This is a genomic window from Pseudoduganella sp. LjRoot289, from assembly GCF_964252925.1.
Classification (GTDB): domain Bacteria; phylum Pseudomonadota; class Gammaproteobacteria; order Burkholderiales; family Burkholderiaceae_D; genus Rugamonas.
This window is the reverse complement of the sequence record NZ_CAXUPN020000001.1, coordinates 2,265,557-2,291,888: the sequence shown is the minus strand read 5'-3', so window position 1 is coordinate 2,291,888 and position 26,332 is coordinate 2,265,557. Positions and strand designations below refer to the sequence as shown.

The following is a 26,332-nucleotide window of genomic DNA, read 5'->3' as shown; positions in this document are numbered from 1 at the left end:
TATTCGGGATAGGTCTGGCGCGCGATGGTCTCGCGCGGCGCCGTCACGTCCAGTCCTTCCTTCAGTTCTATCATCTGGTGCAGGCCGCGTTCCCAGCTGCGGTCCGGCAGGATGCGGCCGGTGAATTCGTCGACGATCTGCACCTTGCCGTCGAGGACCACATAATGGCCGCCGCGCCGGAAGGCATACAGCGCGCACAGCGCCTGCTCGACGCGCTCTTCGCGGACGCGCGCCAGCCGCCAGGGCGGCGCGGCGGCGGCCAGCGCCGTTTCCTGCGCCGACAGGTGGAAACGGCCTTCGTGCGTCAGCCGGTAGCGGCGGCCTTCCTGCTCGGCGCGGTAGTGGCTCGCGGCGAGCGAGCGGGCCAGGCGCAGCGCCAGCTCCGCGTCCTGGCGCTCCTGTTCCACCGGCCGTTCGCGCGCGATCACCAGCGGGGTGCGGGCCTCGTCGACCAGGATGCCGTCCGCCTCGTCCACCAGCGCGAAGTACAGGCCGCGCTGCTTGCGGCCGCCGGCGGCCTGGCAGGGCGGCAGCAGGCCGTCGCGCAGATAGTCGAACACCAGGTCCTTGTTGACGCAGTAGGTGACGTCGGCCCGGTAGGCGGCGCGGCGCGCATCGTCCTCTTCCTCGTGCGTGACGACGCCGACCGTGAAGCCGAACAGTTCGAGCACCGGCCGCACGTAGTCGGCGTCGCGCCGCGCCAGGTAGTCGTTGACGGTGACCACGTGTACCGGCACCCCGGCCAGCGCCAGGGTCAGCGACGGCAACAGGGCGGTCAGCGTCTTGCCCTCGCCGGTGGCCATTTCAATCAGGCGGCCGCGCAGCATGCCGTAGCCGCCCTGCAGCTGCACGGCATAGGGCCGCTTGCCCAGTGTACGCGCGCTGGCCTCGCCGGCCAGCGCGAACGCGCGCGCGGCCAGCGCCGGCGTGACGCCGTCGCGGTGCAGCGCCAGACGCAGCGCGTCCGCTGCCGCCGCCAGCGCGGCCGCATCCATCCCGCGCAGGCGCTCGCCCTGCGCCATGGCCAGCCTGGCGAAGCTGCGCAGGCGGCGTTGCTCCAGCCATTCAAGCGGCGCGGCGAGGCGCGCGCCCAGGCGCGCAAGCGTGCGGTCGAGCGCGCCGGCGGGCGGGCTCTGGCGCTCGGGCGCCAGCCAGTCCGCGACCGGGCTGCAGCGCCATCCGGCTAGCGTGGCCCTAGACATGCAGCCTCGCCAGGAAGAGCTGGCGCACGCGGCGGAAGGCCTGGCTGAACAGGGGCTCGGGCGCGTAGCGGAAGCGCAGGTGGGCACGGGTGCCGATGCGCAGGTCCGCCGGCGCGCCGTCGAGGTCCACGTCGAACTGGAACACCTTCTCCAGCGTGCGCAAGGCGTCCGGATTGCGCGGATCGAGCACCAGCGTGCCGCCGCCCTCGACGGCCAGCGCCTTGCTGGGCAGGCCTTCGTCGGCCTGCGGCACGGCGCGGGCCACGCGGCCCGTTAACACTTCGCCGATGCGGTCGGACAGCATCACCTCCACCTGCCGCAGTTCGCCGCGCACCAGGGCCACGTCGGCCTGTTCGACCACCGCGCGTACGACGCGCTGGCCGGGCGCCACGATGTGGCCGACCAGGTCGCCGCGTTTGACATAGCTGCCCGGCGCATCCTCGCCGCGCGGGCGCAGGAACACGCCGGCGGCGCCGGACAGCGTGGACAGCTGCGCCACGCGTTCTTCGATGTCGGCCAGTGCTGCGCGTTCGCGCTCCAGCGCCAAACGGGTCTGGAAGGCGCGGGCGCGGTCGGTGGCCAGGTCGAGCAGGGCCTGGGCTTCCTGCTCGGCCACCCGGGCGAGCTGCTCATGGTGGCGCGCGGCCAGGGCGCGGTCTTGCTGGACCAGCAGGAGCTGGCCGGGCTGCACGGCGCTCATCGGCCGCACCGGGGCATCGAGCACGAAGCCGCTGGCCTGGGCCCGCACTTCGGCGCCTTGCGGCACCCAGACCACGCCTTCGGCGGTGGAGGAATGCGGCAGCGGGACGAAGGCGCCGAACAGCAGCACCAGCGCGGCGGCGCCGCCGCTGACCGCCAGCGCGCGTGTGCGGCTGCGCTCCAGCGCTGGGCTGGCGATCAGGAAGCGCAGCGACTTGAAGGCCGGCACCAGCACCAGGCCGGCCACGGACCACAGGGCCAGCAGCACGCCGAGGAAGAAGTATTCGTTGGCGATGAACAGGGCGATCGACAGCGCCACTGTCGCGCGGTAGAGGAAGGCTGCCGGCGCGTAGAACAGCAGCCAGCGGCGTTCGGTGGGCGAGGCGTCAGGCTCGGCGGCTTCGTGGTCGCCGAAGGGATAGCGCCGCAGCAGCCAGCTCCAGTAGCTGTTGGCGCGCTGGCCGAGGTTGGGCAATTCGGCCAGGTCGCACAGCATGTAGTAGCCGTCGTAGCGCAGCAGCGGGTTGCCGTTGAATATCAGCGTGGAGATGCCGGCCACCGTCATCACGTTGAAGGCGATGGTGTGCACCACGCCGGGCTCCACCGCCAGCCAGACATACATGGCCAGCGCGGTCAGCAGCAGCTCGGTCATCATGCCGGCCGCCGCGACGAAGGCGCGGTAGTGCCTGGAGCGGAAGGCGTTGGAGGAGGATGCGTCGACATAGGGCGAGGGCGCGAACACCAGCAGCATCACGCCCGCCTCGTGCACTTCGCCGCCGCCGGCCTTGACCGCGTAGCCGTGGCCCAGTTCGTGCAGCAGTTTCACCACAGGATAGACCAGCAGCAGGCCGGCCAGGTTGCCGGCCGAGAGCAGGCGGTCGGACAGGTTGCCGCCCAGTTCGGTCCAGTGCTGGCCGGCCAGGAACAGCGCGGGCAGCACCAGCAGCAGCCAGGCCGCCAGGCCCCAGACCGACAGCAGCGGCCGTAACGCCGGCAGCGTGGCGGCCAGGAAGGCGTCCGGATCCCACAGCGGCATCCGCACGGACATCGGGTTCATCAGGCCGGACAGCCACTTCGGCTTGTCCTGCCGGCTCCTGCGCTCCAGCAGTTCATCGCTTTCCGGCGCGGCCTCGCTGACCAGCAGGTCGGCCCCGTGCAGCTGGGACAGCAACTGGATGACCTCGTCCTGCGAGGGGGCGGTGTCGCCCAGCTCGTCGAGCGCGCGCTGCCACGCGGCGTCGACCGTGCAGCCGCCGTCCAGCTGCGAGGCGACCCACCAGGCGGTGGGCGAGAAACGGTGCACGCGGTTGGTCAGCGGGTCGTGCACCATGTACCAGGCTTTGCCGCGCACGCGCTGGCGGCTGAAGCGGGCATGCTCGCGCACGCGCGGACGCAGCGCCGCCACGCGGTACCAGCTGTCGCTGAGGAAGGCGCCGGCCATCAGGGCCGCCACTTCCACAGCTGCAGCTGCAGCCAGTGCCAGGCCGAGTGGGTCCAGATCCACAGCAGGCTGCGCTGGCCGGCCTCGATCTTGGCCACGCCCTGCATGCCGGGGCGCAGCGCCGGCGCGGCTTGTTCCAGGCGGGCTTCGACGCGGAAGGCGTTGCGCCCGTCGGCCGCCTCGGCGGCGGCGATATTGGTGACGCGGAAGGCCAGCCGCTGGCCCGGCATGCCGGACAGCACCAGTTCGCCGCGCTGCCCGGGCTGCACGGCGCGCACGTCGCGCTCGTCGACCTTGACGATGACGCGGTAGGCGTCCAGCGGGGCCAGTTCGAACAGGGTCTTGCCCTGCTCGACCGGCATGCCGATGCGCTGCGTCAGGTCGCCCGACACGACGTAGGCGTCGAACGGCGCGGTCAGCGCGGCCTGGGCCAGCCTGTCCTGCGCCAGCATCAATTGCGCCTGGGCCTGTTGTGCCTGGGCTTGCGCGAGGGCGCCTGCGGGGCGGTCGTGGCGGGCCATCGCATCGCGGTAGCGGCTTTCGTGCTGGGCCGCCTCCGCTTGCCAGCGCTGGGCCTCGAGACGGATTTGGCGCGTGTCCAGTTCGGCCAGCGCCTGGCCCTTGCGCACCACCAGTCCGGCCTTGACGGCGGCGCTGGCCAGGTAGCCGTCGAAGGGCGCGGGAATGGCGCGCTGCTGCTCGCCCTCGATGGCGGCGTCGGCGCCGACGCGCCAGGTGGCGTCGAGCAGGGTGAGGGCAGCCAGGGCGACCGCGCCCAGCGCCAGGCCCGCGCGCAGGGCCGGGCGGCGCGGGTCGCGCAGATGCGCCAGCAGGCGGGCGCGGGCCAGGCGCGTGCGCCCGCCCAGCCAGCGGTAGGCCTGGTCCTTCGCCTCCAGCACCGGCCCGGCGCTCTGGCCGATCTGTTCCAGGACCTGGACCTCGGCCAACGAGAAGCCGCGCCCGGGCGCGCGTTCGAAATACAGCACGCCGGCGCCCAGGCCGTCTCCGCCGGCCAGGACCACGCTGCACACCGACATGCCGCCCGCCGCCGCGCGGTGCGCGATCGCCAGCGCCGGCCGCAGCCCGGGCACCGGCGGCAGCACCACGCTGCGGCGCTGGTCGCAGGCTTCGTCCATCGCACTTTCCATTGCCGCCACCGCGTGGGATTTGCGTTCAAACCAGGCCGAATGGGACAACGCCTGCAGCACGATGCGGCCCTTGCGCAGCATGCCCAGCCCGACCCGTGTGCAGTCGAACTGGCTGGCCAGCCAGTTGACGGTGTCGAGCGCGGCGTGCGGGAATACGGCGGGGCCGCACACCACGCGCAGCAGTTCGCCCTGGCGGCGCAGCTGGGCGCCTGCGGCGTCCTCGCCGGCGCCGAGGTTGCCCATGACGATCTGGTTCAGGTAGCGTGCCGCCACCGTGGCGGCGGCGATGATGTCGGCCGCGCTCAGCACCGCCGTCTCGGCCTCCAGCACCAGCACACCGGCCAGCGGGCCCGATGAGGATGGGCCTGCCGGCAAGGGGACCGCGACGACCAGGGCGCCGCCTGCGTCGTGCAGCACCATTTCGCGCGCCGCCAGGCAGCGCTCGGACAAGGGCAGCAGGTGCAGGCCGGCGGCCTGGCCCGGCCACGCGGCCGCCAGCACATAGGCGCCGCCTTCCGGCATATGGCGCACTACGATGCCGGCCAGTGTGCCGGACAGGCCGCGGCAAGTCTGGTCCAGCCAGGCGGCAGGGCTTCCGGCCACCCAGGCGGCTGGCTTGATGCTGCCGTCCGCCGCCGCAGTCCCCTGCGTCGAGCCCGTCCTCATGCGAGGCTGACCTGGTAGATCACGCCGCGCGTCGACGCCACCCGCAGCGTGCCGTCGGCGTTGAAGGCCAGGCCGTTGATCTCGTTGCTGTCCACGCCCTGGGCGGCCAGTTCGACGCGGCGTATTTCCACGCCGGTCCTGCTGATCTTGACCACGCTGCCGGCGCCGTTGTAGCTGCCGATCCAGAAGTTGCCGTCCACCGGATCGATCGCCATGCCCGCATAGCTTTGCACGTTCAGCGGCACGTTGAACTTCGCGATTTCGGCGCCGGTGGCCGGATTCAGCTCCACCATCTGGTTCAACTGGTGCGACAGCAGGAACAGGTGGCCGCTGGCCGCGTCGAACAGGCCGGCGGTGCTGTAGTAGCTCACCGGCAGCACCAGTTTGGCGATCAGCGCGCCGGTGGCCGGATTGATGGCCGCGACGTTGTTACTGCCGTTGTAGGGATAGCCCGCGAACAGCAGCAGGCTGCCGGCCGGCACGGCCACCCCGGCCAGGCTGCTCGCCTGCGGCAGCACCTGCAGGCCGGCGTAGTTGGCCGTGTACTGGTTGCCCATGGCCGGCGTCAGCTCGATGCTTTGCTGCGCCAGGCCGCTGGCCGGGTCGATCCGCAGCAGGTGGCCGGGATTCTCCTGGTCCAGCGTCCACAGCGCGCCGGTGCTGCGGTCGACGGCGACATCGGCCAGTGGACCGGTGGACGCGTCGGCCGTGCCCGGCCGCACCGTGTCGACCGCCAGCGAGGCGCTGCCGCCGGCGGTGGCCACGGTGAGCGTGCCGGTCCCGTAGTGCGGCAGGAGCGCCGCGCTAAAGTTGGCCTGCCCGTTCCACTGGTAGCCGCCGCGGGCCGCGTCGTAGTAGTAGCTGACGTCGGGTCCGGCCGTCGTGGCGCTGTCGGTGATCACGGCCAGTCCGGGTATGCCGTACTGGGTCGCGCCTTCGACGAAGCCACTGCCGAGCAGGGTGCCGGCCGCGCTGAAACTGTCGATGGTCGGCACGATCTGCAGCAGCGGCTGGGCGCTCGAGCCCAGCATTTGCAGCGTGAACGCGCCGTTGGCCTCCAGCGGCACCAGCAGCGTCGCCTCGGTGCCGTTGGCCAGCGCCGATTCCGGATGCAGGCGCAGCATGGCCGGCGCGCCGTTGTAGTCGGTGTAGCGCAGCAGCAGCGAGCTGTCCGTGCTCAGGCCGGTACCGGTCAGCTTGATGGACTGGCGCGTATTGGCCGAGGCCTGGGCCGGATCGGCCGGCGCGCCCTTGGCCGCCGTGGCGGTGATGCCGGCCAGACCGGTGCTGAACGAGGTGCTGGCCCCGCCTGCGGTGCGGATGGTGATGGCCCCGAAGGCGCCGCTCGACAGCGGCACCGTCAGGTAGACTGCGCCGCTGGTGTACTGGCCCAGAGCCGGGTCATACACCTGCTGCACGTCCGGGCCGATGGCATTGCCGAAGTCGGTCACCACCACGGCATCGGCGCCGCTGCCGAAGGTGTAGCTGCTGTCCTGGCCTTCGATCAGGCCGCTGCCGTAGATCAGCACGGTTGCGGTGCTGCCGTCGGCGGCCACCGACTGCACGTTCAGGCCGGTCATTACCGGCACCACCTGCAGCCGGTGGCTGGCGCCGTTCAGGTCGCCGGCCAGGCGAACGCTGCCGGAGATGGCTCCCGCAGGCACTTTGACCTGCGCCTGGGTCTGGGCGGCGTTGACCGAAGCGGGCTTGACGATCAGCTCGGCAAGGCTGCCGTTGCTGTCTATGGTGGAGAAGATGAACTCGCTGCCGGTGCTCAGCCCGCTGCCATTGATCTGCACCACTTGGCCGGCCACCGCCGACGGCTGGGCCGGATCGGCGGGCGTGCCGCTGCTGGCGGTCGCGCTGATGCCGGTGAAGGTGGCGCCCAGCGCGGTGCTGGTGCCGCCCACGGTGCTGATGCGGATAGGCCCGCTGGCGGCGCCGTCCGGTACCACCACGTTCAGCTCGCCGTTGCCGTTGTAGACGTCGATGCCGTAAGAACGGCCCATGTCGTCGATGCGGCGGTTGCCGAACAGCACGCTGACCGCGCCTTCGGCATAGCCGCTGCCGCTCAGGCGCAGGGTGGCGCCGTCGAACGGGCCGCCAGGGCTGGTGTCGAGCGCGGTCAGCGTCGGCACGATTTGCAGCAGCACGCCGGCGTCGTCGCGTGCCAGACGGACGCTGCCGGTGGTCGCGTTGGCCGGCACGGCCACGGTCAGGCTGCCGCCGTCGGCCGCCACCGTGGCGGGCGCGACGGTGGTTTCGGCCAGCTGGCCGTTGTCGTCCATGGTGCTGAACACCACCTGGTCGCCGGCGAGCAGGCCGCTGCCGTTGAGGGTGATGGTTTGCAGCGTATTGGCCGACGCCAGCGCGGCCTGGGCGGCGGTGCCGCTTGCCGCGCTGGCCGCGATGCCGCTGAGGCGGGTGGTGCCGGAGATCTGGCGCGTCAGGTTCAGGCTGTAGTTGCCGCTGTAGACGCCGTCCGTGCCGGAACCGGCCACGTTGGGATCGTAGCTGTTGTTGTAATAGCCGCTGACGCCGATATAGTAGGCGCCCGCGCTGGCCGCCGTGAAGTCGAACGGCGTGGTTTCCCCGGCCGAGCGGTAGCCTGCGGCCAGCTGCGCGCCGCTGGCGTTGAACAGGCGCAGCTGGCTGTAGTAATGGTCGGCCAGCGAGAAGCGCAGCCGGTCGCCTGCGTTCAGGTCGACGCGGTACAGGTCGATGTCGCTGCCGTTGGCCACGGCCGCCTTGATCTTCACGCTTTGACTGCCGCCCAGGCCGGTCTGTATGGCGGTGGCCAGCGTGGCACCGGCGTCGGCCGGGGTTTGCTCGGGCAGCGCGACGATGGCCGTCGCGCTGGTGCGCACGGTGCTGAGGCCGCCTGCGGTATGCACCGTCAGCACGCCTGCGGTGGTGCCGGCCGGTACCAGCACGCGCAACAGTTGCTGGTCCAGCGCGCTGCTGCCGGAACCCTCGGTCACGGTCTGCACGCCAAGCACGGTGGCGGCCTTGCCGTCGATGTCGACCGTCAGCGTATTGACGGCCAGGCCGGTCGCCTCGATCAGCAAGGTGTTGCCGGCCGCGACCGTGCCGCTGACGGCGCGCACTTGCGGCACCACTTGCAGCGCGATGCTGCCGCTGGCGCCCAGCACGGACACGGCGCCGCTGCGCGCCAGGGCCGGCACCCGCACCGCCAGTTCGCGGCCATCGGCCGAGGCGGTGCCCGAGCGCGTGACCGTGCCGAGCCTGCCGCTATCGTCCACCGCCTGGAACTGCACCAGCGTGGACGCGGTGTAGCCCTGGCCGGACAGCACGATGGTCTGCCCGCTGTTGGCGGACGCCACGGCGGCATCGGCCACCTGGCCGCGCGCGCTGACCGCCGTGATGGCGGTGAAGGTCGCGGGCAGCGCCGCGCCGAACGAAGGTGCTGCCAGTTCGGCGTAGCCGCCGTCGGTGGTGACGCGGATGGGGCCGTCCAGCGTGCGCGGCGCGGCCACGTTGACGCTGTCGTTGCGCGCGCCGCTGACGTCGAAGGGATAGGTGTTGCTGCCCGGGTCCGTCACGGCGATGCCGCCGACCGTGACGGTGGTGGCGCCCTCCATGTAGCCGGAGCCCTGCAGCGTGAACAGGTCGTCCTGGCCGGGGCGGCCGACCACGGCCGCCAGGGTCGGCACGACCTGCAGGCGGATGCCGGGCGTGGCGTTGACCGTCTGCGCGGACAGCAGGCTGTTGCTGATGGTGCGGCTGAACACGGTGGTGCCGTCGACCGCCACGCTGAGCTGGTCCGGATTGCCGGCGCTGCCGTCCCAGGTGTCGAGCGCATACAGGTCGAAGCTGACGGTGTAGCTCTGGCCGGCGGTCAGGCCGGCCAGGCTGAGCGTCTGGCTGCCGTTGTTGAAGCGGCCCGAGAACGCCGACAGCGATTGCGCGCTGTTGCTGTTGACCAGCGGATCGCTCCAGGCGGCGCTGGCGCCGCCCTCGAAGTCGTCGGCGAACACCACGGTCGCGCCGTTGCGCACCACCACGTTGTCCAGGCCCCAGCTCTCGTTGTCGATGGCCTCCAGGCCGCCGTCGGCGAAGCGCACCGTGCTGGTGGCGCCGGCGGCGGTGAAGGTGAACGTCAGGGCGCGGTGCACCGCGTCGTTCTGGCTGCCGAAGCCGGCGTTGGCGGTGCCGATATTGGACACGCGCACGTCGCCGCTGGCGGCCTGGTCCGGCACCAGCACCTGCAGCCGGGTGCCGGCCGTGTTGATCAGCTGCGGCCGCACGGCCAGCACCGACAGCACGCCGGCGTTGTCGCGCACGTTGAACAGCACTTGCGTGCCGGGCCCGAAGTTGCTGCCGGCCAGTTCGACCACCTGGCCGACGTTGGCGCTGGCCACGGCGGCCTGCGCCGGCGTGCCCTGCAGCGCGCTGCCGGCCAGGCCGGTCAGCGTGGGCGCCTTGACGCTGAAGTCGTCGCCCAGGGTGGCGCGGTGGATCAGGCCGGCGATGGTGGCGATGCGCAGGCTGCCGTCCGGCGCGAAGGCCAGGCCGGTGATTTGGTTGCTGTTCAGGCCCTGGCCCGAGATGTCGGCGCGGCGCAGTTCGACGCCGGCGCGGTTCACCTTGACCAGCTCGCCGATGTTGCTGTAGCTGCCTATCCAGAAGTTGCCGTCGACCGGATCGAGCGCCATGCCGGCGTAGCTTTGCACATTGAACGGCACGTTGACGCGGGCGATCTCGGCGCCGGTGGCCGCGTTCAGCTCGACCATCTGGTTGAACTGGTGCGACAGCAGGAACAGGTGGCCGCTGACGGGGTCGACGACGCCTGCGGTGGCGTAGTAGTTCACCGGCAGCACCAGCTTGGCGATCAGCGCGCCGGTGGCCGGATTGATGGCCGCCACGCTGTTGCCGCCGTTGTAGGGGTAGCCGGAGAACAGCAGCAGGGAACCGGCCGGCACGGCGGTGCCGGCCAGGCTGGTGGCCTGGGCCGCGATCTGCAGGCCGGCGTAGTTGGCCGTGTACTGGTTGCCGAAGGCCGGGGTCAGCGCGATGGACTGCAGCACCAGGCCGTTGGCCGGGTCGATGCGCAGCAGGTGGCCGGGATTGTCCTGGTCCAGGGTCCACAAGGCGCCGCTGGCCAGATCGACCGCGACGTCGGCGATGGCGCCGACGGCCGCCGTGGCGGTGCCGGGCCGCATGGCGTTCACCGGCAGCGTCACCGAGGTGCCGCCGGCGGTGGTGACGCTGGCCGAGCCGAAGCCGAAGTGGACCGGCAGGGCGCTGCCGAAGCTGGCGGCGCCGTTGTAGACGTAGATGCCGCGCTGGGCGTCGTAGTAGTAGCCGACGTCGATGCCGGCGGCAACGGCGGTGTCGCTGATGGTGCCGCCGGGCAGGGCGTAGCTGGTGGCGCCCTCGACGAAGCCGCTGCCGTACAGCGTGCTCGTGCCGTCGATGCGGCTCAGGGTGGGCACGATCTGCAGCAGCGGCTGGCTGGCCGAGCCGAACATCTGCAGCGCGAACACGCCGTTCGCCTCGGCCGGCAGCAGCAAGGTGGCCTCGCTGCCGTCGGCGCTGGCCGAGACCGGGCTCAGGCGCAGCATGGCCGGCGCGCCGTCGATGCCGGTGTAGCGCAGCAGCACGTCGCTGTCGGTGGACAGGCCGGAACCGGTCAGCTTGACGGCCTGGCCGGCGTTGGCCGAGGCCTTGGCCGGATCGGCGGGCGTGCCCGACAGCGCGGTGGCGACCACCGCGCCCAGGCTGGCGGTGAAGCTGGCGCTGACGCCGCCGGCGGTCTTGACGCTGATCGGGCCGAAGGCGCCGTTAGACAGCGGCACGGTCAGGTAGACCTGGCCGCTGGTGTACTGGCCGACGGCCGGATCGTAGACTTGCTGCACGTCGGGCCCGAGCGCGGCGCCCGCGTCGACGATCACCTGGGCGGTGCCGCCGCTGCCGAAGCGGTACTCGCTGTTATTGCCCTCGACGAAGCCGCTGCCCCGCAGGATGAGGACGGCGCTGCTGCCGTCGGCGCTGACCGACTGCACCTCGACGCCGGTGACGACCGGGATGATTTGCAGCGGCAGCAGCGTGCCGCTGATGTCGCCCACCATGCGCACGTCGCCGGTGACGGCGGCGGCCGGCACGCGCACCTGGGCCTGGGTGCCGTCGGCGTTGAGCAGCGTGGGCCGCACGATGATCTCGCCCGCGGTGCCGTTGGCGTCGAGTGTGCGGAAGGCGAAGCTGGTGGCGGCGGTCATGCCGACTCCGCTCAGCGTGACCAGTTGCCCCGGTATGGCCGAGGCCTGGCCCGGCACGGCGCCGGTGCCGCTGGCGGCGGTGGCGCTGATGCCGGTCAGGCGCAGACTGAAGGCGGCGCTGGTGCCGCCTATGGTGCGCACGCGTATCGGCCCCGAGGGCGCGCCGTCGGGCACGGTCAGGTTCAGCGCGCGGCCGCTGTCGTTGACGTCGAGCCCGTAGTTGCGGCTGATGTCGTCCAGCCGCAGCGCGCCGAACAGCACGGCGGTGCTGCCCTCGGCATAGCCGCTGCCGGTCAGGCGCAGCGGGCCGCCGTTGTACTGGTTGCCGTTGTTGGCCTCGACACCGGTCAGCGTGGGCACGATCTGCAGCACGACGCCGGCGGCGTCGCGCGCCAGGCGCACGGTGCCGGTGGTGGCGCTCATCGGCACGGCCACGGTCAGGCTGTTGCCGTCGCTTGCCACGCTGGCGGGCGCGACGGTGGTTTCGGACAGCTGGCCGTAGTCGTCCAGGATGCTGAACACCACCTGGTCGCCGGCCAGCAGGCCGCTGCCATTGAGCGTGATGGTCTGCAGCGTGTTGGCCGAGGCCAGCGCGGCCTGGGCCGGCGTACCGCTGGCGGCGACCGCCGCGATGCCGGCGATGCGGGTGGCGCCGGCCGGCAGGCGCGTCAGGTTCAGGGTGTAGTTGCCCGAGAACGAGCCGTTGTTGCCGGAACCGGCCACGTTGGGGTTGTAGCTGCTGTTGTAGTAGGCGCTGACGCCGACATAGTAGCTGCCGGCCGCAGGCGCGGTGATGTTCAATGGCGTGGCGTCGCCGGCCGCGCGGTAGCCCGCGCGCAGTTCGGCGCCGGCGGCGTCGAACAAGCGCAGATGGCTGTAAGGATTGCTGGACAGGTAGGCCACCAGCTGGTCGCCCGCCGCCAGGTCGATGCGGTAGAGGTCGATATCGGTGCCGTCGGCCAGCGCGGCCTTGAGGGCCAGGCTTTGGTTCAGTCCGACCGCGGCCGCGATCGACGTGGCCAGCGTGGCGCCGGCGTCGGCCGGCGTGGCGTCCGGCAGCGCGGTGATGAGACTGGCGCCGCTGCGGATGGTGGCGCTGCCGCCGGCGGTGCTGACGGTGATGACGCCCGCGCCCGCGCCGGCCGGCACGGTCAGGCGCAGCAGTTGCTGGTCGCCGTAGCCGGCGCTGGTGCCTGCATTGATGGTGTCGACTTCGAACGCGCCGACCCCGCGGCCGTCGACCTGGATCGCCAGTTCGCTGGCGACCAGGCCGGTGCCTTCGATCAGCAGGGTCTGGCCGGGCGTGACGGTGCCGCCCACGCCGCGCAGCACGGGCACGACTTGCAGGTCGAAGCTGGCATTGCTGCCCAGCACGGCCACGGCGCCGCTGCGCGCCAGGACAGGCACGCGCACCGTCAGCGTTTTTCCGTCGCCGGAGGGGCTGCCGCCCACGGTGACCGTGCCAGGCTTGCCGCTGTCGTCGAGCGCCTGGAATTGCACCAGCGTGGCCGAACTCAGTCCCTGGCCGGAGAGCACGATGTATTGGCCAGTGTTGGCCGACGGGTGGGCCGGATCGGCCGCCAGGCCGGCGCTTGCGCTGGCGGCAATACCGGTGAACGCCACCTGCGCCTGCTGCGGCAACTGGGCGCCGGCCAGTTCCGCATAGCCACCGTCGGTGGTGATGCGGATGGGGCCGTCCAGCGTGCGCGGCGCGACCACGTTGACGCTGTCGTTGCGCGCGCCGCTGACGTCGAAGGGATAGGTGTTGCTGCCCGGGTCCGTCACGGCGATGCCGCCGACCGTGACGGTGGTGGCGCCCTCCATGTAGCCGGAGCCCTGCAGCGTGAACAGGTCGTCTTGGCCGGGGCGGCCGACCACGGCCGCCAGGGTCGGCACGACCTGCAGGCGGATGCCGGGCGTGGCGTTGACCGTCTGCGCGGACAGCAGGCTGTTGCTGATGGTGCGGCTGAACACGGTGGTGCCGTCGACCGCCACGCTGAGCTGGTCCGGATTGCCGGCGCTGCCGTCCCAGGTGTCGAGCGCATACAGGTCGAAGCTGACGGTGTAGCTCTGGCCGGCGGTCAGGCCGGCCAGGCTGAGCGTCTGGCTGCCGTTGTTGAAGCGGCCCGAGAACGCCGACAGCGATTGCGCGCTGTTGCTGTTGACCAGCGGATCGCTCCAGGCGGCGCTGGCGCCGCCCTCGAAGTCGTCGGCGAACACCACGGTCGCGCCGTTGCGCACCACCACGTTGTCCAGGCCCCAGCTCTCGTTGTCGATGGCCTCCAGGCCGCCGTCGGCGAAGCGCACCGTGCTGGTGGCGCCGGCGGCGGTGAAGGTGAACGTCAGGGCGCGGTGCACCGCGTCGTTCTGGCTGCCGAAGCCGGCGTTGGCGGTGCCGATGTTGGACACGCGCACGTCGCCGCTGGCGGCCTGGTCCGGCACCAGCACCTGCAGCCGGGTGCCGGCCGCGTTGATCAGCTGCGGCCGCACGGCCAGCACCGACAAGACGCCGGCGTTGTCGCGCACGTTGAACAGCACTTGCGTGCCGGGACCGAAGTTGCTGCCGGCCAGTTCGACCACCTGGCCGACGTTGGCGCTGGCCACGGTGGCCTGCGCCGGCGTGCCCTGCAGCGCGCTGCCGGCCAGGCCGGTCAGCGTGGGCGCCTTGACGCTGAAGTCGTCGCCCAGGGTGGCGCGGTGGATCAGGCCGGCGATGGTGGCGATGCGCAGGCTGCCGTCCGGCGCGAAGGCCAGCCCGGTGATCTGGTTGCTGTTCAGGCCCTGGCCCGAGATGTCTGCACGGCGCAGTTCGACGCCGGCGCGGTTCACCTTGACCAGCTCGCCGATGTTGCCGTAGCTGCCGATCCAGAAGTTGCCGTCCACCGGATCGAGCGCCATGCCGGCGTAGCTTTGCACGTTGAACGGCACGTTGACGCGGGCGATCTCGGCGCCGGTGGCCGCGTTCAGCTCGACCATCTGGTTGAACTGGTGCGACAGCAGGAACAGGTGGCCGCTGACGGGGTCGACGACGCCGGCGGTGGCGTAGTAGTTCACCGGCAGCACCAGCTTGGCGATCAGCGCGCCGGTGGCCGGATTGATGGCCGCCACGCTGTTGCCGCCGTTGTAGGGGTAGCCGGAGAACAGCAGCAGCGAGCCGGCGGGCACGGCGGTGCCGGCCAGGCTGGTGGCCTGGGCCGCGATCTGCAGGCCGGCGTAGTTGGCCGTGTACTGGTTGCCGAAGGCCGGCGTCAGCGCGATGGACTGCAGCACCAGGCCGTTGGCCGGGTCGATGCGCAGCAGGTGGCCGGGGTTGTCCTGGTCCAGGGTCCACAAGGCGCCGCTGGCCGGGTCGACCGCGACGTCGGCGATGGCGCCGACGGCCGCGGTGGCGGTGCCGGGCCGCATGGCGGTCACCGGCAGCGTCACCGAGGTGCCGCCGGCGGTGGTGACGCTGGCCGAGCCGAAGCCGAAGTGGACCGGCAGGGCGCTGCCGAAGCTGGCGGCGCCGTTGTAGACGTAGATGCCGCGCTGGGCGTCGTAGTAGTAGCCGACGTCGATGCCGGCGGCGACGGCCGTGTCGCTGACGGTGCCGCCGGGCAGGGTGTAGCTGGTGGCGCCCTCGACGAAACCGCTGCCGTACAGCGTGCTCGTGCCGTCGATGCGGCTCAGGGTGGGCACGATCTGCAGCAGCGGCTGGCTGGCCGAGCCGAACATCTGCAGCGCGAACACGCCGTTCGCCTCGGCCGGCAGCAGCAAGGTGGCCTCGCTGCCGTCGGCGCTGGCCGAGACCGGGCTCAGGCGCAGCATGGCCGGCGCGCCGTCGATGCCGGTGTAGCGCAGCAGCACGTCGCTGTCGGTGGACAGGCCGGAACCGGTCAGCTTGACGGCCTGGCCGGCGTTGGCCGAGGCCTTGGCCGGGTCGGCGGGCGTGCCCGACAGCGCGGTGGCGACCACCGCGCCCAGGCTGGCGGTGAAGCTGGCGCTGACGCCGCCGGCGGTCTTGACGCTGATCGGGCCGAAGGCGCCGTTAGCCAGCGGCACGGTCAGGTAGACCTGGCCGTTGATGTATTGCGCGTAGTAGGGGTCGTAGACTTGCTGCACGTCGGGGCCGGTGCCGTTGCCGGGGTCGGCGACGACGACCGCGCCGGCACCGCTGCCGAAGCGGTATTCGCTGTCATGGCCCTCGACGAAGCCGCTGCCGCGCAGGATCAGGGTGGCGCTGCTGCCGTCGGCGCTGACCGACTGCACCTCGACGCCGGTCACCACCGGAACGATTTGCAGCGGGAATGTGCCGTCGGCGAAATCGGTGCGGACGCTGCCGACCATGCCATACACCACGGCGTCGCCGCTGACGGCGTTCGCGGGGAGGTTGAACCAGGCGGTGCCGGTTGCCGCGTCCCAGCGCGTGACGCCCACCACCTGCTGGCTGGTGCCGCCGTTGCTGTCGCCGACGGTGACCTGCAGCTTGGCCGTGGCCGGGTCGAAGGGCACGGCGACGCCGATCTGCTGGCCGGGGTTGGCCGACGGCGCGGTCGGGATCTCCGGCACGCCTGTGGCCGCGCGGATGTCGCTGGCCGGGCGCACGGTGAAGTTGCGCACGATGGGCGCTGCCAGCTCGTTGCCGGCGCGGTCGGCGATGATGGAGGGATCGATGCGCAGGCGATACGAGCCGGGCGACAGGAAGGTGTCGGTCAGGATGCTGAGCCGTTGGCTGAAGTTGCGGGTGTCGAGATGGACGGCGATGGCGACGTCGTCGGCAGTGCCGAACTGCCCGTCCGCACCGGCCCGCACCATGGTCACGCCGCCGGCGTCCAGGCGGGCCGGATCGAGCGGTTCATCGAAGCTCAGGTCCACCGAGCGGACGAAGAAGCGCCGCGCGCCCTCTTCGAGATTGATCGCCGCCAGCACCGGCGGGAAGGTGTCGGGCACAACGTCCAGCGTGATCAACTGGGACAGCGTGGCGTTGCCGCCGGTATCGGTGGCGCGCACCTGCAGCGTCAGCGTGCTGCCGCCGTTCGCGATGGACGGCGCCTGCGCGGTGATCTCCCAAGGGAAACTTGCATCGTCGGACACCACCGTGCCGTTGACCAGCAGTTCGACGTTCCGCACCTGGACATCGTCGCCGACCGTGGGACGGACACTGACCGTGCGCCCTTCGAGCACCTGGATGCCGGGCTTGGCGGGGTCGACGTCGACCGCGTCGACGGCGATCGAGACGGCGGGCGCCACGCCCTGGGTGTCGAAGCCGACAAAATTGACGACCTGCAAGCCGCCCGTGCCGTCGGCCACGAAGGCCAGGCCGTTGGCGAGCGCCACATCCCTGGGGGCGGCGGGCAAGGCGTACTGCGTGATGAAGCGGTCGGTGCGGGCGGGGTCGGAAACATCGACCACGTGCACCACGTTGCCGATGGCAGGCAGCACGCCGACGCTGACCGCCAGGCCGGAACCATTGGCCACGATCGCAGCGTTGGCGATATTGGTCGCATCGGGGTTGCTCAGCAGGACAAGACTTGCCGGGTTGGACACATTCACCGTGCTGTACCCCTGCTGGAAGCCGCTCTGGCCGGCAATGTAGGCCACGCCGCCGCCGACGAAGAGCTTGCCGCCGCCGTTGGCGAGCGTGATCGCGCCACGCGGCGTCAGCAGATCGCCAGCGACCGTGATGGCCCGCAATATGCGATTGGCATCCATCGTATACAGGGTGTTGCCGTCGAAGGCCAGGTCGGTCAGGGTACTGCCGCCCAGCGCGCCGAGATCGAGCGTCGCGCGGATCTCGCCGGTGTTCAGGTCGACCGTCGCAACGGCCTCGCCGGCAGTCACATAGGCGATGCCGTCGCGCACCTCGACGTGCGTGACCGGGCTGGTGAAGGTGATGGTCTGGCGCAGTGCCGGTGCCGTGGGCGTACTGACATCGACCAGGTGCAGGCCGGCGTCGCCGGCGGCGACCGCGACCAAGTTGCGCGCGGCGTCGACCGCCACGTCCGTGTTGTTGCCTGGTAAATCAAGCTCAGCGAGCAAGGACGGTTTGGTGAACTTCGATGCATCGACGATGGCGAGTCCCTGGTTGCCGGTGGCGACATAGGCGGTGAGCTGGCCCGGGTCGTTGGCCGAACCGGCGACCGCGACCGCTTCGGCCGTGCCCTGCAGGTTGACGGCCGCCAGCACGCCTGTCGGCACCGCCAGGTTGCCAAGCGGATTGACGCCTTGCTGGATGGAGGCGAAATCGTCGAGACCGTCCTTATTCGTGTCTTTGCTGTTGAGGCTGGAGCCGATGGCGAATTCGATATCGTCGGGCAAGCCGTCGCCATCGGAATCCGGCGCCGTGCTGGCTTGGAAGGTGCCACCGATCAGCTCGGTCTTCTGGCCGCTGGGCGAGGTCAGATCGTAGCCGTGCGACACGAGGCCGCTGGCCGCATCGAATATGACGTAGTGCACGCGTTCGTTCGGCGGCAGGAAGAAGCTCCAGTGTCCCGCCGAGTCGCTGATCGTGCGCATCGGGAGGCCCGGGGTGTCGAGGCTCTCAAGCGCGACGTAGTTGTCGTGGTACTGCAGCGTCTTGGTGAGTTCGCCAACCCCGGTTCCGACCAGCCCGATCGATTTGACCGGGGTACGCGGATCGTCGGAGACGATCTCGAGGGTTCCGCGCTGCAGGCCGAGCTGCGACGGCGTGAACGACATATCGAAGGTGCGGGATGCGCCGGCGTTCAGCACCAGCGGATGGGCCGCATCCACCGTCGGCAGGTTCACAATGCTGAAGTTGCCGGCACCGTTGCTGACCCGGACCTGGGTAATCGTCAGCGCCTCTGAACCGTCGTTGCGTATGGTGGCGAAATTCGACGCGGTCTTGGTGCCGCCTGTTAAGGACTGGCCGCCCAGGTTGTTGTTCGGGACGTCGAGGGCGACCGCTGCGCCGGCGTACGCGCCGGTTCCGCGCAGCGCGATTTTCAGCGGCGTCAAGCCGTCGTTGACATTGCTGTCGATCTGCAGGACTGCGCTATCCATGCCCACTGTGGCCGGGTCGTAGCTGACGGTGATGATTTGGGTCGCGAATCCCGTTCCTGCCTCGGTGAAGTCGTGCTCGTCGAGCGTGATGGGCAGCGTGCCGGAGAGCGACACCGTGAACGGACCGCTCGCGCCGGTGATATGGATGCTGTTGATGGTGACCGGAGCGGTGCCGTCGCTGACGAGATACAGCGTCTTGCTGGCAAGTTGCCCGTGCGCGCCGTCCGCGACCGTGCGGCCGAAATCGACGCTCAAGACTTCATCCGGTGCAGGGTCTCCCGGCATGAACGGCTGTGCGAACACGCGCAGGTCCGCAAAATCCTCTATGTCGTGCTGATCGCCATGGCGCGGGCTCGGTGCATTGTCGAATGCGTAGTAGGTGTCGAGCTGCGCATACGTCTTGTAATAGCCATACGTGGAGTTGAACACACCCTGCGCCACCGGCAGGCCCAGCGAGTAGTTGACGATGGCGCCGAAGCTGGGCCCGAAACTTGCGACCGTGTCCAGGTTGGCGTCGTAGCCCATGATGCTGCCCCAGACATAGGTATCCGCGGGTGCGAGGCCCCGATAGTGGATCGCGCCAAGGTCGTGGCCGATCTCATGCGTGAGAATGTTGCCGAGAAGCTGGGAAAATCCGGCCAGCGTGGTGGTCTGGGGACTGTAGATGTCGTTGTTGTTGGCGAGTTGGTTCAGATTGACGTTGAGATAATCGCTAGGCGCACGGTTCGTGTAGGACGAGAACGAGTAGGCGCTCTGCAGCCAGGACATGCTGCCCTCGTTAGTCACGTCCTGCTGGAACAGCGTGTTGCTGAAGTCCGCCCACTTTGCATTGGCGGCAGTGGTGCCGCCGAGCGGATTGACGGTGACCAGCCCGAACAGCGTCCGGTAGGTATTGGCCCACTGGACGGGGATGCCGTCGCCCGCCGTGGTGTCGGCGAGCGTCAGCGCCGACGCGGTCAACGGATCGACGGTAGCAAAGTCCGCGTAGACAGCCTTGACCACGTCGGTATAGAGCGTATTGGCGAAGGCCGCGAACCCCGGCGCGGTGCTCGGTTTGTCGCCTGGACTCGCGACCGGCGGCAGTATGGAAAGGAATTTGTTCATCGTCCCGATGGGGTCGTCGACGACAGTCGTCAGCGACGCCAGGAACTCGGCCTTCGAGAACTTGACCACCTGCGGCGCGGTGGCCACGCCGTGCGTGGCGAGGGTGCCTGCGCTCTTACCCTCGGGCGTCTTGATCTGTATCGTGTCGTTGCGGTCCCCGGTAATCTGGAAGGGATCGAAGCGCAGCGCCGAGGTATGCACTTCGAAATTGGTGCCGGTCGGCGCGCCGCTCGAGGCCATGGCGTAGGTTGGCTTGGCCGACGCCGGAATCTCTTCGAGATAGGGGATGTCGTTGTATACCTTGCCCAGCCCGTCGGCCAGCGTCTTGATGAAGTCGACCTGCCCATCGTCGTGCTTGTTATCCGCGGCATCGAAGAAGCGATACACGAACATCTGCTTGTTGATCAAGTCCCCGCCGGACGCGGCGCCGCTGCTGTCGGACTTGTAGCCTTCGATCTTGATGCGTGCGCCGTACAGGATGTCGGCCAGCGCAGCATCGAGATTGGCGGCCGTGAGCAGGGCCTTCATGTCGACTTTGATGTTCTTGATCTGCTGTGGCGCCAGGGAAAACACGAGCGCCGGCATCAGTCCGGTGAGGAATTCACCGCTGCCCGTGTTGCCTTCCACGGTGATCTTCACGACCAATGGCGTCGCATGCTCGTTGACCGGATCGCAGGCGTCCTTGCTCGGGTCCAGTTTGGCCGCATTGTTGCCCACGCTGATAGTGAACGTGCCTGCATCGTCCTTGAACAAATAGTCCTGGACGCCGCTGACGAGCGGCACCGGCGGGACCTCCTTGTCCTTCGGCACCGTCGGGTCGCACGGCGGATCGCTCGGGCCGCCTGGCGGCGTCATGCCATGCCATCCCGGCGCCAGGATGCCCGAGCCTTCGTCCGACACCACCGTCTTGCCGTCCGCCGACACGGTGGCCGTGCCGTTGATTACCAGGCGGCCGGTGGTGTGGTCGAAACTCAGTATATTGAGTTTGGTGCCCGGCGCTGCATTGAACACATTCGGGAAGGTGATTTGCACCGGCTCCGCGAATGTATCCACGCCTGGCGCCTGGATCGTGATGTCGAAGGTGTGCTGCATCACGCCCGGCGGCAGCATGTCCTTCACCAGCGCCGGTGGCACGGTGTTGATGCCGATCTTCACGTTGTCGAGCACTTGGCCGTCGAAGCCGACCGCGCTGCCCGGTTGCACGGTCAAGGTCAGTTCGTTGCGCTGCTCGTCGGTCAACGCAGGGGCCGACTTTTCGTCCACTGTGATCGTGGTCGGCGTGCTGTTGCTGACCTGCTGCAGCGATGAAGTCTGGACGCGCGGCAGATAGACTTCGGCGCGGTCGGCGTTGGCCTGCTGCGCATCCAGCGAGCCCATGCTGCCCATCAGTGTGTTGGTGATGCCGGGGCGCAGTTCCACGTCCATCACCATTTCGGGGAAGAACACGCCGGCCGGCGGATTGGTCGCGCTGCGGCCGTCGATGCCGACTTTCACGTCGCCCACCGGCACGCCGTCGAAGGAGAAATTGCCGTCGGCGTCGGTGTAGGTGCTCAGGTCGGGACGCCCGACGATGAACACCCTGGCGTTGGCGATCGGCAGCAGGAACACATCGTCCGGCGTGTGGATCACGCCGTCGGCCCCGCGCCGGATGTCGTCGAAGGTCATCGGTTGGAGGTCGGCGCCCGGGTCGACCACCTTGCCGACCAGCTTGGTGCCGGCGATGGTGGTGGTGCTGACCGTAGTGAAGCTCCAGGCCAGGTCACCACCGCTGGCGCCGTCGCCGTCGGCATCGAGGAAGCTGCCGTCCTGCGCGGCGCGGATGCCGGCGCCATTCAGATGCAAGGTGACGGTGCTGCCGCCCGGCATGGGCGCGTTGAAGAACAGCCACGCGAAACTGCCGTCGAGCGCCGGCACGATGATCGCGTCGAGTTTGCTCCCGTCCGGGCCGGTGGCGTAGAAGGTCTGCGCCGTCAGCGTGGCCGGGTTGACCGCGCGGGAGAAGTAGACCTGCGGACGGAAGGTCGTGCCGACATCGCCGCTGCCGTCTGCCGGCGTGACTTTGCTCACCGCAAACGGCGTCAGTTGTGCGACGCTGATGCTGCGGCTCAGGGTGCTGATATTGCCTGCCGCGTCCTGCGTTTTCAGCATCAGCGTATGGTCGCCTATGGCTAGCTCGCCGAGCGGCAGCGCCTGGTCGAACGTGCCGGTGGCCGGATCGAAGGTCAAGGATTTGCTGGCGCCGCCATCGATGCTGTAGTTCAGGCTGACGAGCGCGGAGCCGGTGGGATCGGCGCTGCCGCTGAGGCGCGACGCGGCGTTGAGCGCGTCCCCGTTCGCGATGCTGGCCAATGCCAGCGCGGGGGCCTTGGTGTCGAGCGTGAAGTCGCGGGTGTAAGCGGCGCTCAGATTGCCCGCAGCGTCGCGCGCCAGCAGGGTGATGGTGTGCGCGCCGTCGGCGCTGCCGTCGAGCGCGAGCGCGGTGGTGAGGCTGAACTTGCCGGTCCCGTCGAAGTCCAGCGTTTGCAGCGCACCGCCGTCGACGCGGTATTGCGCGCTTGCCACGCCCGACAGATTGTCGAGCACCTGTCCGGTGAGTGTGAGGTTGGCGTTGCTCGCCGCCTTGGAGTCGCCGAGCACCACGCTCGGCGCCTGCTTGTCTTCGGTCAGCGCGAATCTGCTCAGCACGGCGGTGGCGACATTTTTGCCCAAGGCCATCCCGGCCTGGTTGGAGAACTCGAAGTGGATGCCGCCGTAGATGCGGCTTTCCCCCGCCTCCTGCGCGGCCTGGTCAAAACTGGCGAAGCTGCGCGTGACGCCAGGCAGCGTGGAACTGGTGGCGCTGAAGTTGACGTTGTCGCCGAAGGCGGCGGTCAGGATGCCGGCGGCGGCGGCGCTGAACGTCGAGTGGCCCGACACGTATTCCGGATGCGGCGGGGTGATCAGCAGCGGCTGCCAGTTGTCGTCCTGCGTGGTGGCGGCGTTGCCGTCCTGGCCGGCCTCCTGGATTGCGGTCACCGGCCGCCACGCGTCGTAGGTATATTTGACATCCCAGCAGGCGATGGCCGCGTCGGCCAGCGCCACGTTGAGCTGCGCCATCAGGCGGGCGTTGGCCGACAGGCTGTTGCCTTCGGCTGCGGCCACCTGCGCGGCGATCTGGTTCCAATGCCCCGGCGGTGTGATGCTGCCGCCGCCGTCGGCCCAGAAGTGCGCTTGCTGGGTTTGGTCGGCGGTGCGCGTGCTGCCGGTCGCGCCGCCTATGAGGCGGGTCTGCTCGAGCGCGGCGGCGTATTCCGCGGAGTCCAGCGCGGGCGGCGGCCCGGAGCGGAATTCGCTGCCCGAGGCCAGGGCGAACGGCGTCACTTCGCCCCATTGTGGTAGCTGCGCGACCAGGTATGCGGGGCCTGTGGGGCGCCACTTGCCCAGCTCGCTGCTGCCGTCGTCGGCGGCGAAATCGAGATAGCCATCGTTGGCGCGGACGGCAAGTACGTCCTCGGCGATGCTCTTGCCCAGCGCCACGCCCGCATCCTTGGCGGCGCCATCGGTGATCAATGCCAGGCTGGCGGCCAGTGCCGTATCGAATATGGCCCGCTGTCCCGGGTACAGCTGGTACAGCACGCGGTAGGCCGCTTCGGCCACCGCCGCTTCGGCCGAAAGCGGGCCGGTGACATTGCGTTGCACGAGGTAGGCTGGCGTGCCCTCGATGGCGGCCAGCGTGTCGTAGACCGCGAGGCTCTGGATCGCCAGGACGCGGGTGGCGATGGCCGGATCGCTGACGTCGAGCTGGATCGCCTTCAGCGCGATGTTGTTCCAGGTCAGCACGGCGTCTTGCTGAAGCTGTGCGACGCGGGTGAACGTGCGGGCCAGGCTGGACGCGTTGCCGGCGGCATCGGTCGCCGTCAGCGTGATCAGGTTCTCGCCCATGGCCAACGTCACATTCGGCAGGATGAAGACGCCGCCGGCGCCGGCGACGGCGCTGAGGCCCTGGCTGGACAGCGCGACGGTGGCACCTTCTTCGGCCTGGCCCTTGATCTGCACCCGTGCCGAGGTGGCCGTGGTCAGGTCGGCATTGCTGGCATCGGCTGCGGACAGCGCATAGCTGAATGTGGCGGGCGCAGCGCGGTCCAGTGTAAAGCTGACATCGACGAGTTCCGATTTGTTGCCATCGGCGTCGACCGCTTGCAGGCGCAGCACGTGGGCGCCGTCGGCCAGCGCGCCGCCGGCCAGCGCGGCCATCTGGGCGGCGCTGATGGTATAGCTGCCGTCGGCGGCCAGGCTGGCCGACACGTCGGTCAGCGGCAGTGCGCTGCCGTCGGGATCGAGCGTGGCCAGCAGGCGCGCGGCCTTCACCGTGCCGCCGGCGACGCCGTGTACAGCCGGGTCGTTGGTCAGGCCGTCGATGCTGGAACTGCCGGTGTCGTGCAGCAGGGCCGCGCTGAGCGAGGGAGCGGTACCGCTGCCTGTGCCCGTGCGGGTGATCTCAAGCATGTGCTGGCTGGTGTTGCCGGCCGCGTCGGTGGCGGCGACGGTGAAACTGTTGACGCCCAGCGCCAGGGCCAGGCCGGCGAATTCGAATTTGCCGTCGGCGCCGACCGCAAGCACGGTGTCCGGCCCCAGCAGCTTGACGCTGACCGCCGTCAGGGCCACGCCGGCCAGGGTGACGGTGGCGGCCGTGGTGCTGTGGTCGCCGGCCACGCCGGTGTCGGATGCGGCATCCAGGTCGAAGGCGGTGACGGCGGGCGGCAGCGAATCGAACGTAAAAGCGACATCGACGGGTTGCGACAGATTGCCGGCGGCGTCGCGCGCCTGCAGGCGCAGCGTGTGCGCGCCCTGCGCCAGCGCGCCGCCGGCCAGCACGGCCAGTTGCGCGGCGCTGACGGTGAACGCGCCGTTGGCCTGCAGGCTGGCGCTCAGGTCGACCGAGGGCAGCGCGGCGCCGGCCGGGTCGAGCACGGCGAACAGCGCGGTCGTGCCCTTCAGATCGATGGCCGTGCCGGACACGGCGGGGTTGCTGGTGATGCCGTCGCTGGTGCTGGCGCCGGTGTCGACCGACAGTGCGGCCGTCAGCAGCGGGGCGGCCGTGTCGCGCGGCACGCTGCTCAGTTGCGGCAAGCTGGCAGGGGCCACCACGGCGCCGTTGACGTTGACGGTGGCGGGGAAGGCGGGCGCGACCAGGCGGCTGGCGGCGTCCAGCGCGCCGCCGATGTACAGTTCCTGCAGCTTGTTCGTGGCAGTGCCGAGCTGGGCGTCGTCGCCGTCGCCGAATACGCCGTTGACGGGGTCGGCCCCGATCAGGAAGGCGCTGCCTGTCACTGCGCCGCTGATGCGGATGCGCGCCACAGTGCCGGCGCCGAACTTGTCGGCTGCCGGGCCGGTGCCGCCCAGGGCGGCATCGCTGCCGAGGTCGGCGCCGGCCAGCAAGGTGAAGCCGACCGCCGAGCCGCTCACCTGCAGCATCTGCAGGCTGGCCACCGCCAGCAGGCCGGACAGGTTGCCGCTGACGGCCAGCTGGCTGAGTGCACCCTTGACGTTGGCGTGCCAGCCCGCTTCGCTGCTGCCGAAGGCGATGTTGCCGGCGCGGCCGCCGATGGACCATAAACCGGCGCCGACGCTGCCGCCGGCCTTGAAGTTGCCCAGTACCAGAGGACCGGCGCCCACGCCGGACAGCACCAGGTCGGCGGTGAACTGCTGGGCGGCGGTCAGGTTGTTCAGGCCGGCGGCCTTGAAGCTGGACGGTGCGCCGGCGCTGCCGGTCCAGGCATTGAACTTGACGACATCGGCCACCTGCGTGGTCTGCAACTGCACGCCGCTGAAGTTGCGGGCCGTGATGTCGAGCAGACCGCTGCCGGAGGTGCTGATCTGTGCGCCGGCCGCGTCGCGCAGCACCAGGGTGCGCAGCGCGCCTGAGACCGTCAGCGCGCCGGCCAGGTCGGCGCCGGCGCCGCTGATGGACTTGATGCTGCCGGCCACGGTGACGCCGGCCAGCAGCACGCGGCCGTCGCCGCCGGCAGCGGTCAGCGCGAGCTGGGTCGCCGCGTCGCTGCCCGTCACCTGCAGGGTGTAGCCGCCGGCGCCGCCTGCCACCGCCACCGTGCCCTTGCCGCTGATGGACAGGGTAAAGCGGGTGCCGTCGGCGTCGGTCAGCGTGATGGCGGGGATGATGCCGTCCGGTGTTTCGCCGGCCACGCCGGCCAGCGCCAGCGTGCCGGGCATGACGGCGGTGTTGTTGCCTTCATCGGTCTCGGCGTAGCTGTTCTCGCTGTCTGCCACCGCGATAAGGCGGTAGTTTCCAGGCAGCTCCACTGCGCCCGTGTCGAGCGGGATCTGGATTTGCGCCGCGCCGCCCGCGCCGAACTGGGCCGGAGGCACGTCGAACTGGCCGAGCAGGCGGTCGGTCCCGTCCAGCTGGCCATCGGGCGAGGCGTAGACCTTGACCCGGACCGCGTCGCCCAGGGCGTCGTCGCCTTGCTTGAGCAGCTGGATGGTGGCGCTGGCGGCGCCGCCCGGCGCGGCGCCCGCAGGCGCGAAGGAAGCGGTGCCGAAACTCAGGTCGCCCGACAGCAGCACGCGCGGTTCGATCGCCTCGAAGCTGAACGGCGAGCTGAAGGGCGAGCCGAACGGCGCCGGCGCACTGCCGGCAGCCGGCGCCGGCCGCGCGCGGCGCGCCTGCGCCAGGCGCTCGCCCAGCCAGGATCGCGCGGCCATGCCCAGGCGCCGCCAATCGCGCCAGATCCAGCCGCCAATGCGGCTGAGCAAACGTACCATCAGCGCGCTGATGCCGCTGCGGCGGTGGACGTGGTTCGAATTGCGTGCGGTGCGGGAACGGCGGGCCAT

Annotated in this window: 4 protein-coding genes (1 of these 4 only partly in view); all 4 read right to left on the bottom strand. The window is 70.2% G+C overall.

The window, feature by feature from the left end; all coding sequences use genetic code 11:
• Tightly spaced (each overlapping or abutting the next), the 4 genes in view from ACSQ8Y_RS09670 to ACSQ8Y_RS09655 form a layout consistent with a single transcriptional unit that may run on beyond the window.
• Positions 1 to 1,202: the 5' portion of a hypothetical protein gene (locus ACSQ8Y_RS09670; protein ID WP_436266238.1), read on the bottom strand. The gene continues 760 nt to the left of window position 1, outside the view; the window shows 1,202 of its 1,962 coding nt (coding positions 1-1,202); it begins with the start codon at positions 1,200 to 1,202; its stop codon lies off the left edge, out of view.
• Entirely contained in the window at positions 1,195 to 3,405 is a 2,211-nt protein-coding gene (locus tag ACSQ8Y_RS09665) for a hypothetical protein (RefSeq protein WP_436266237.1), read from the bottom strand. Before ACSQ8Y_RS09665 ends, ACSQ8Y_RS09670 begins: the two co-directional genes overlap by 8 nt.
• Positions 3,342 to 5,156 carry an efflux RND transporter periplasmic adaptor subunit gene (locus tag ACSQ8Y_RS09660; protein ID WP_436266236.1) on the bottom strand — a complete coding sequence of 605 codons (1,815 nt, stop codon included), beginning with the start codon at positions 5,154 to 5,156 and terminating at the stop codon, positions 3,342 to 3,344. Before ACSQ8Y_RS09660 ends, ACSQ8Y_RS09665 begins: the two co-directional genes overlap by 64 nt.
• The gene (locus tag ACSQ8Y_RS09655; protein WP_436266234.1) at positions 5,153 to 26,332 is read right to left on the bottom strand and encodes an Ig-like domain-containing protein; all 21,180 of its coding nucleotides are present in this window, start codon (positions 26,330 to 26,332) and stop codon (positions 5,153 to 5,155) included. The genes ACSQ8Y_RS09660 and ACSQ8Y_RS09655 overlap by 4 nt, the downstream gene beginning before the upstream one ends.

What these genes read in the sequence shown, in the direction of transcription:
- ACSQ8Y_RS09660 (WP_436266236.1), bottom strand. Translation starts at nt 5,156, where the DNA reads ATGAGGACGGGCTCGACGCAGGGGACTGCGGCGGCGGACGGCAGCATC.
- ACSQ8Y_RS09655 (WP_436266234.1), bottom strand. Translation starts at nt 26,332, where the DNA reads ATGGCCCGCCGTTCCCGCACCGCACGCAATTCGAACCACGTCCACCGC.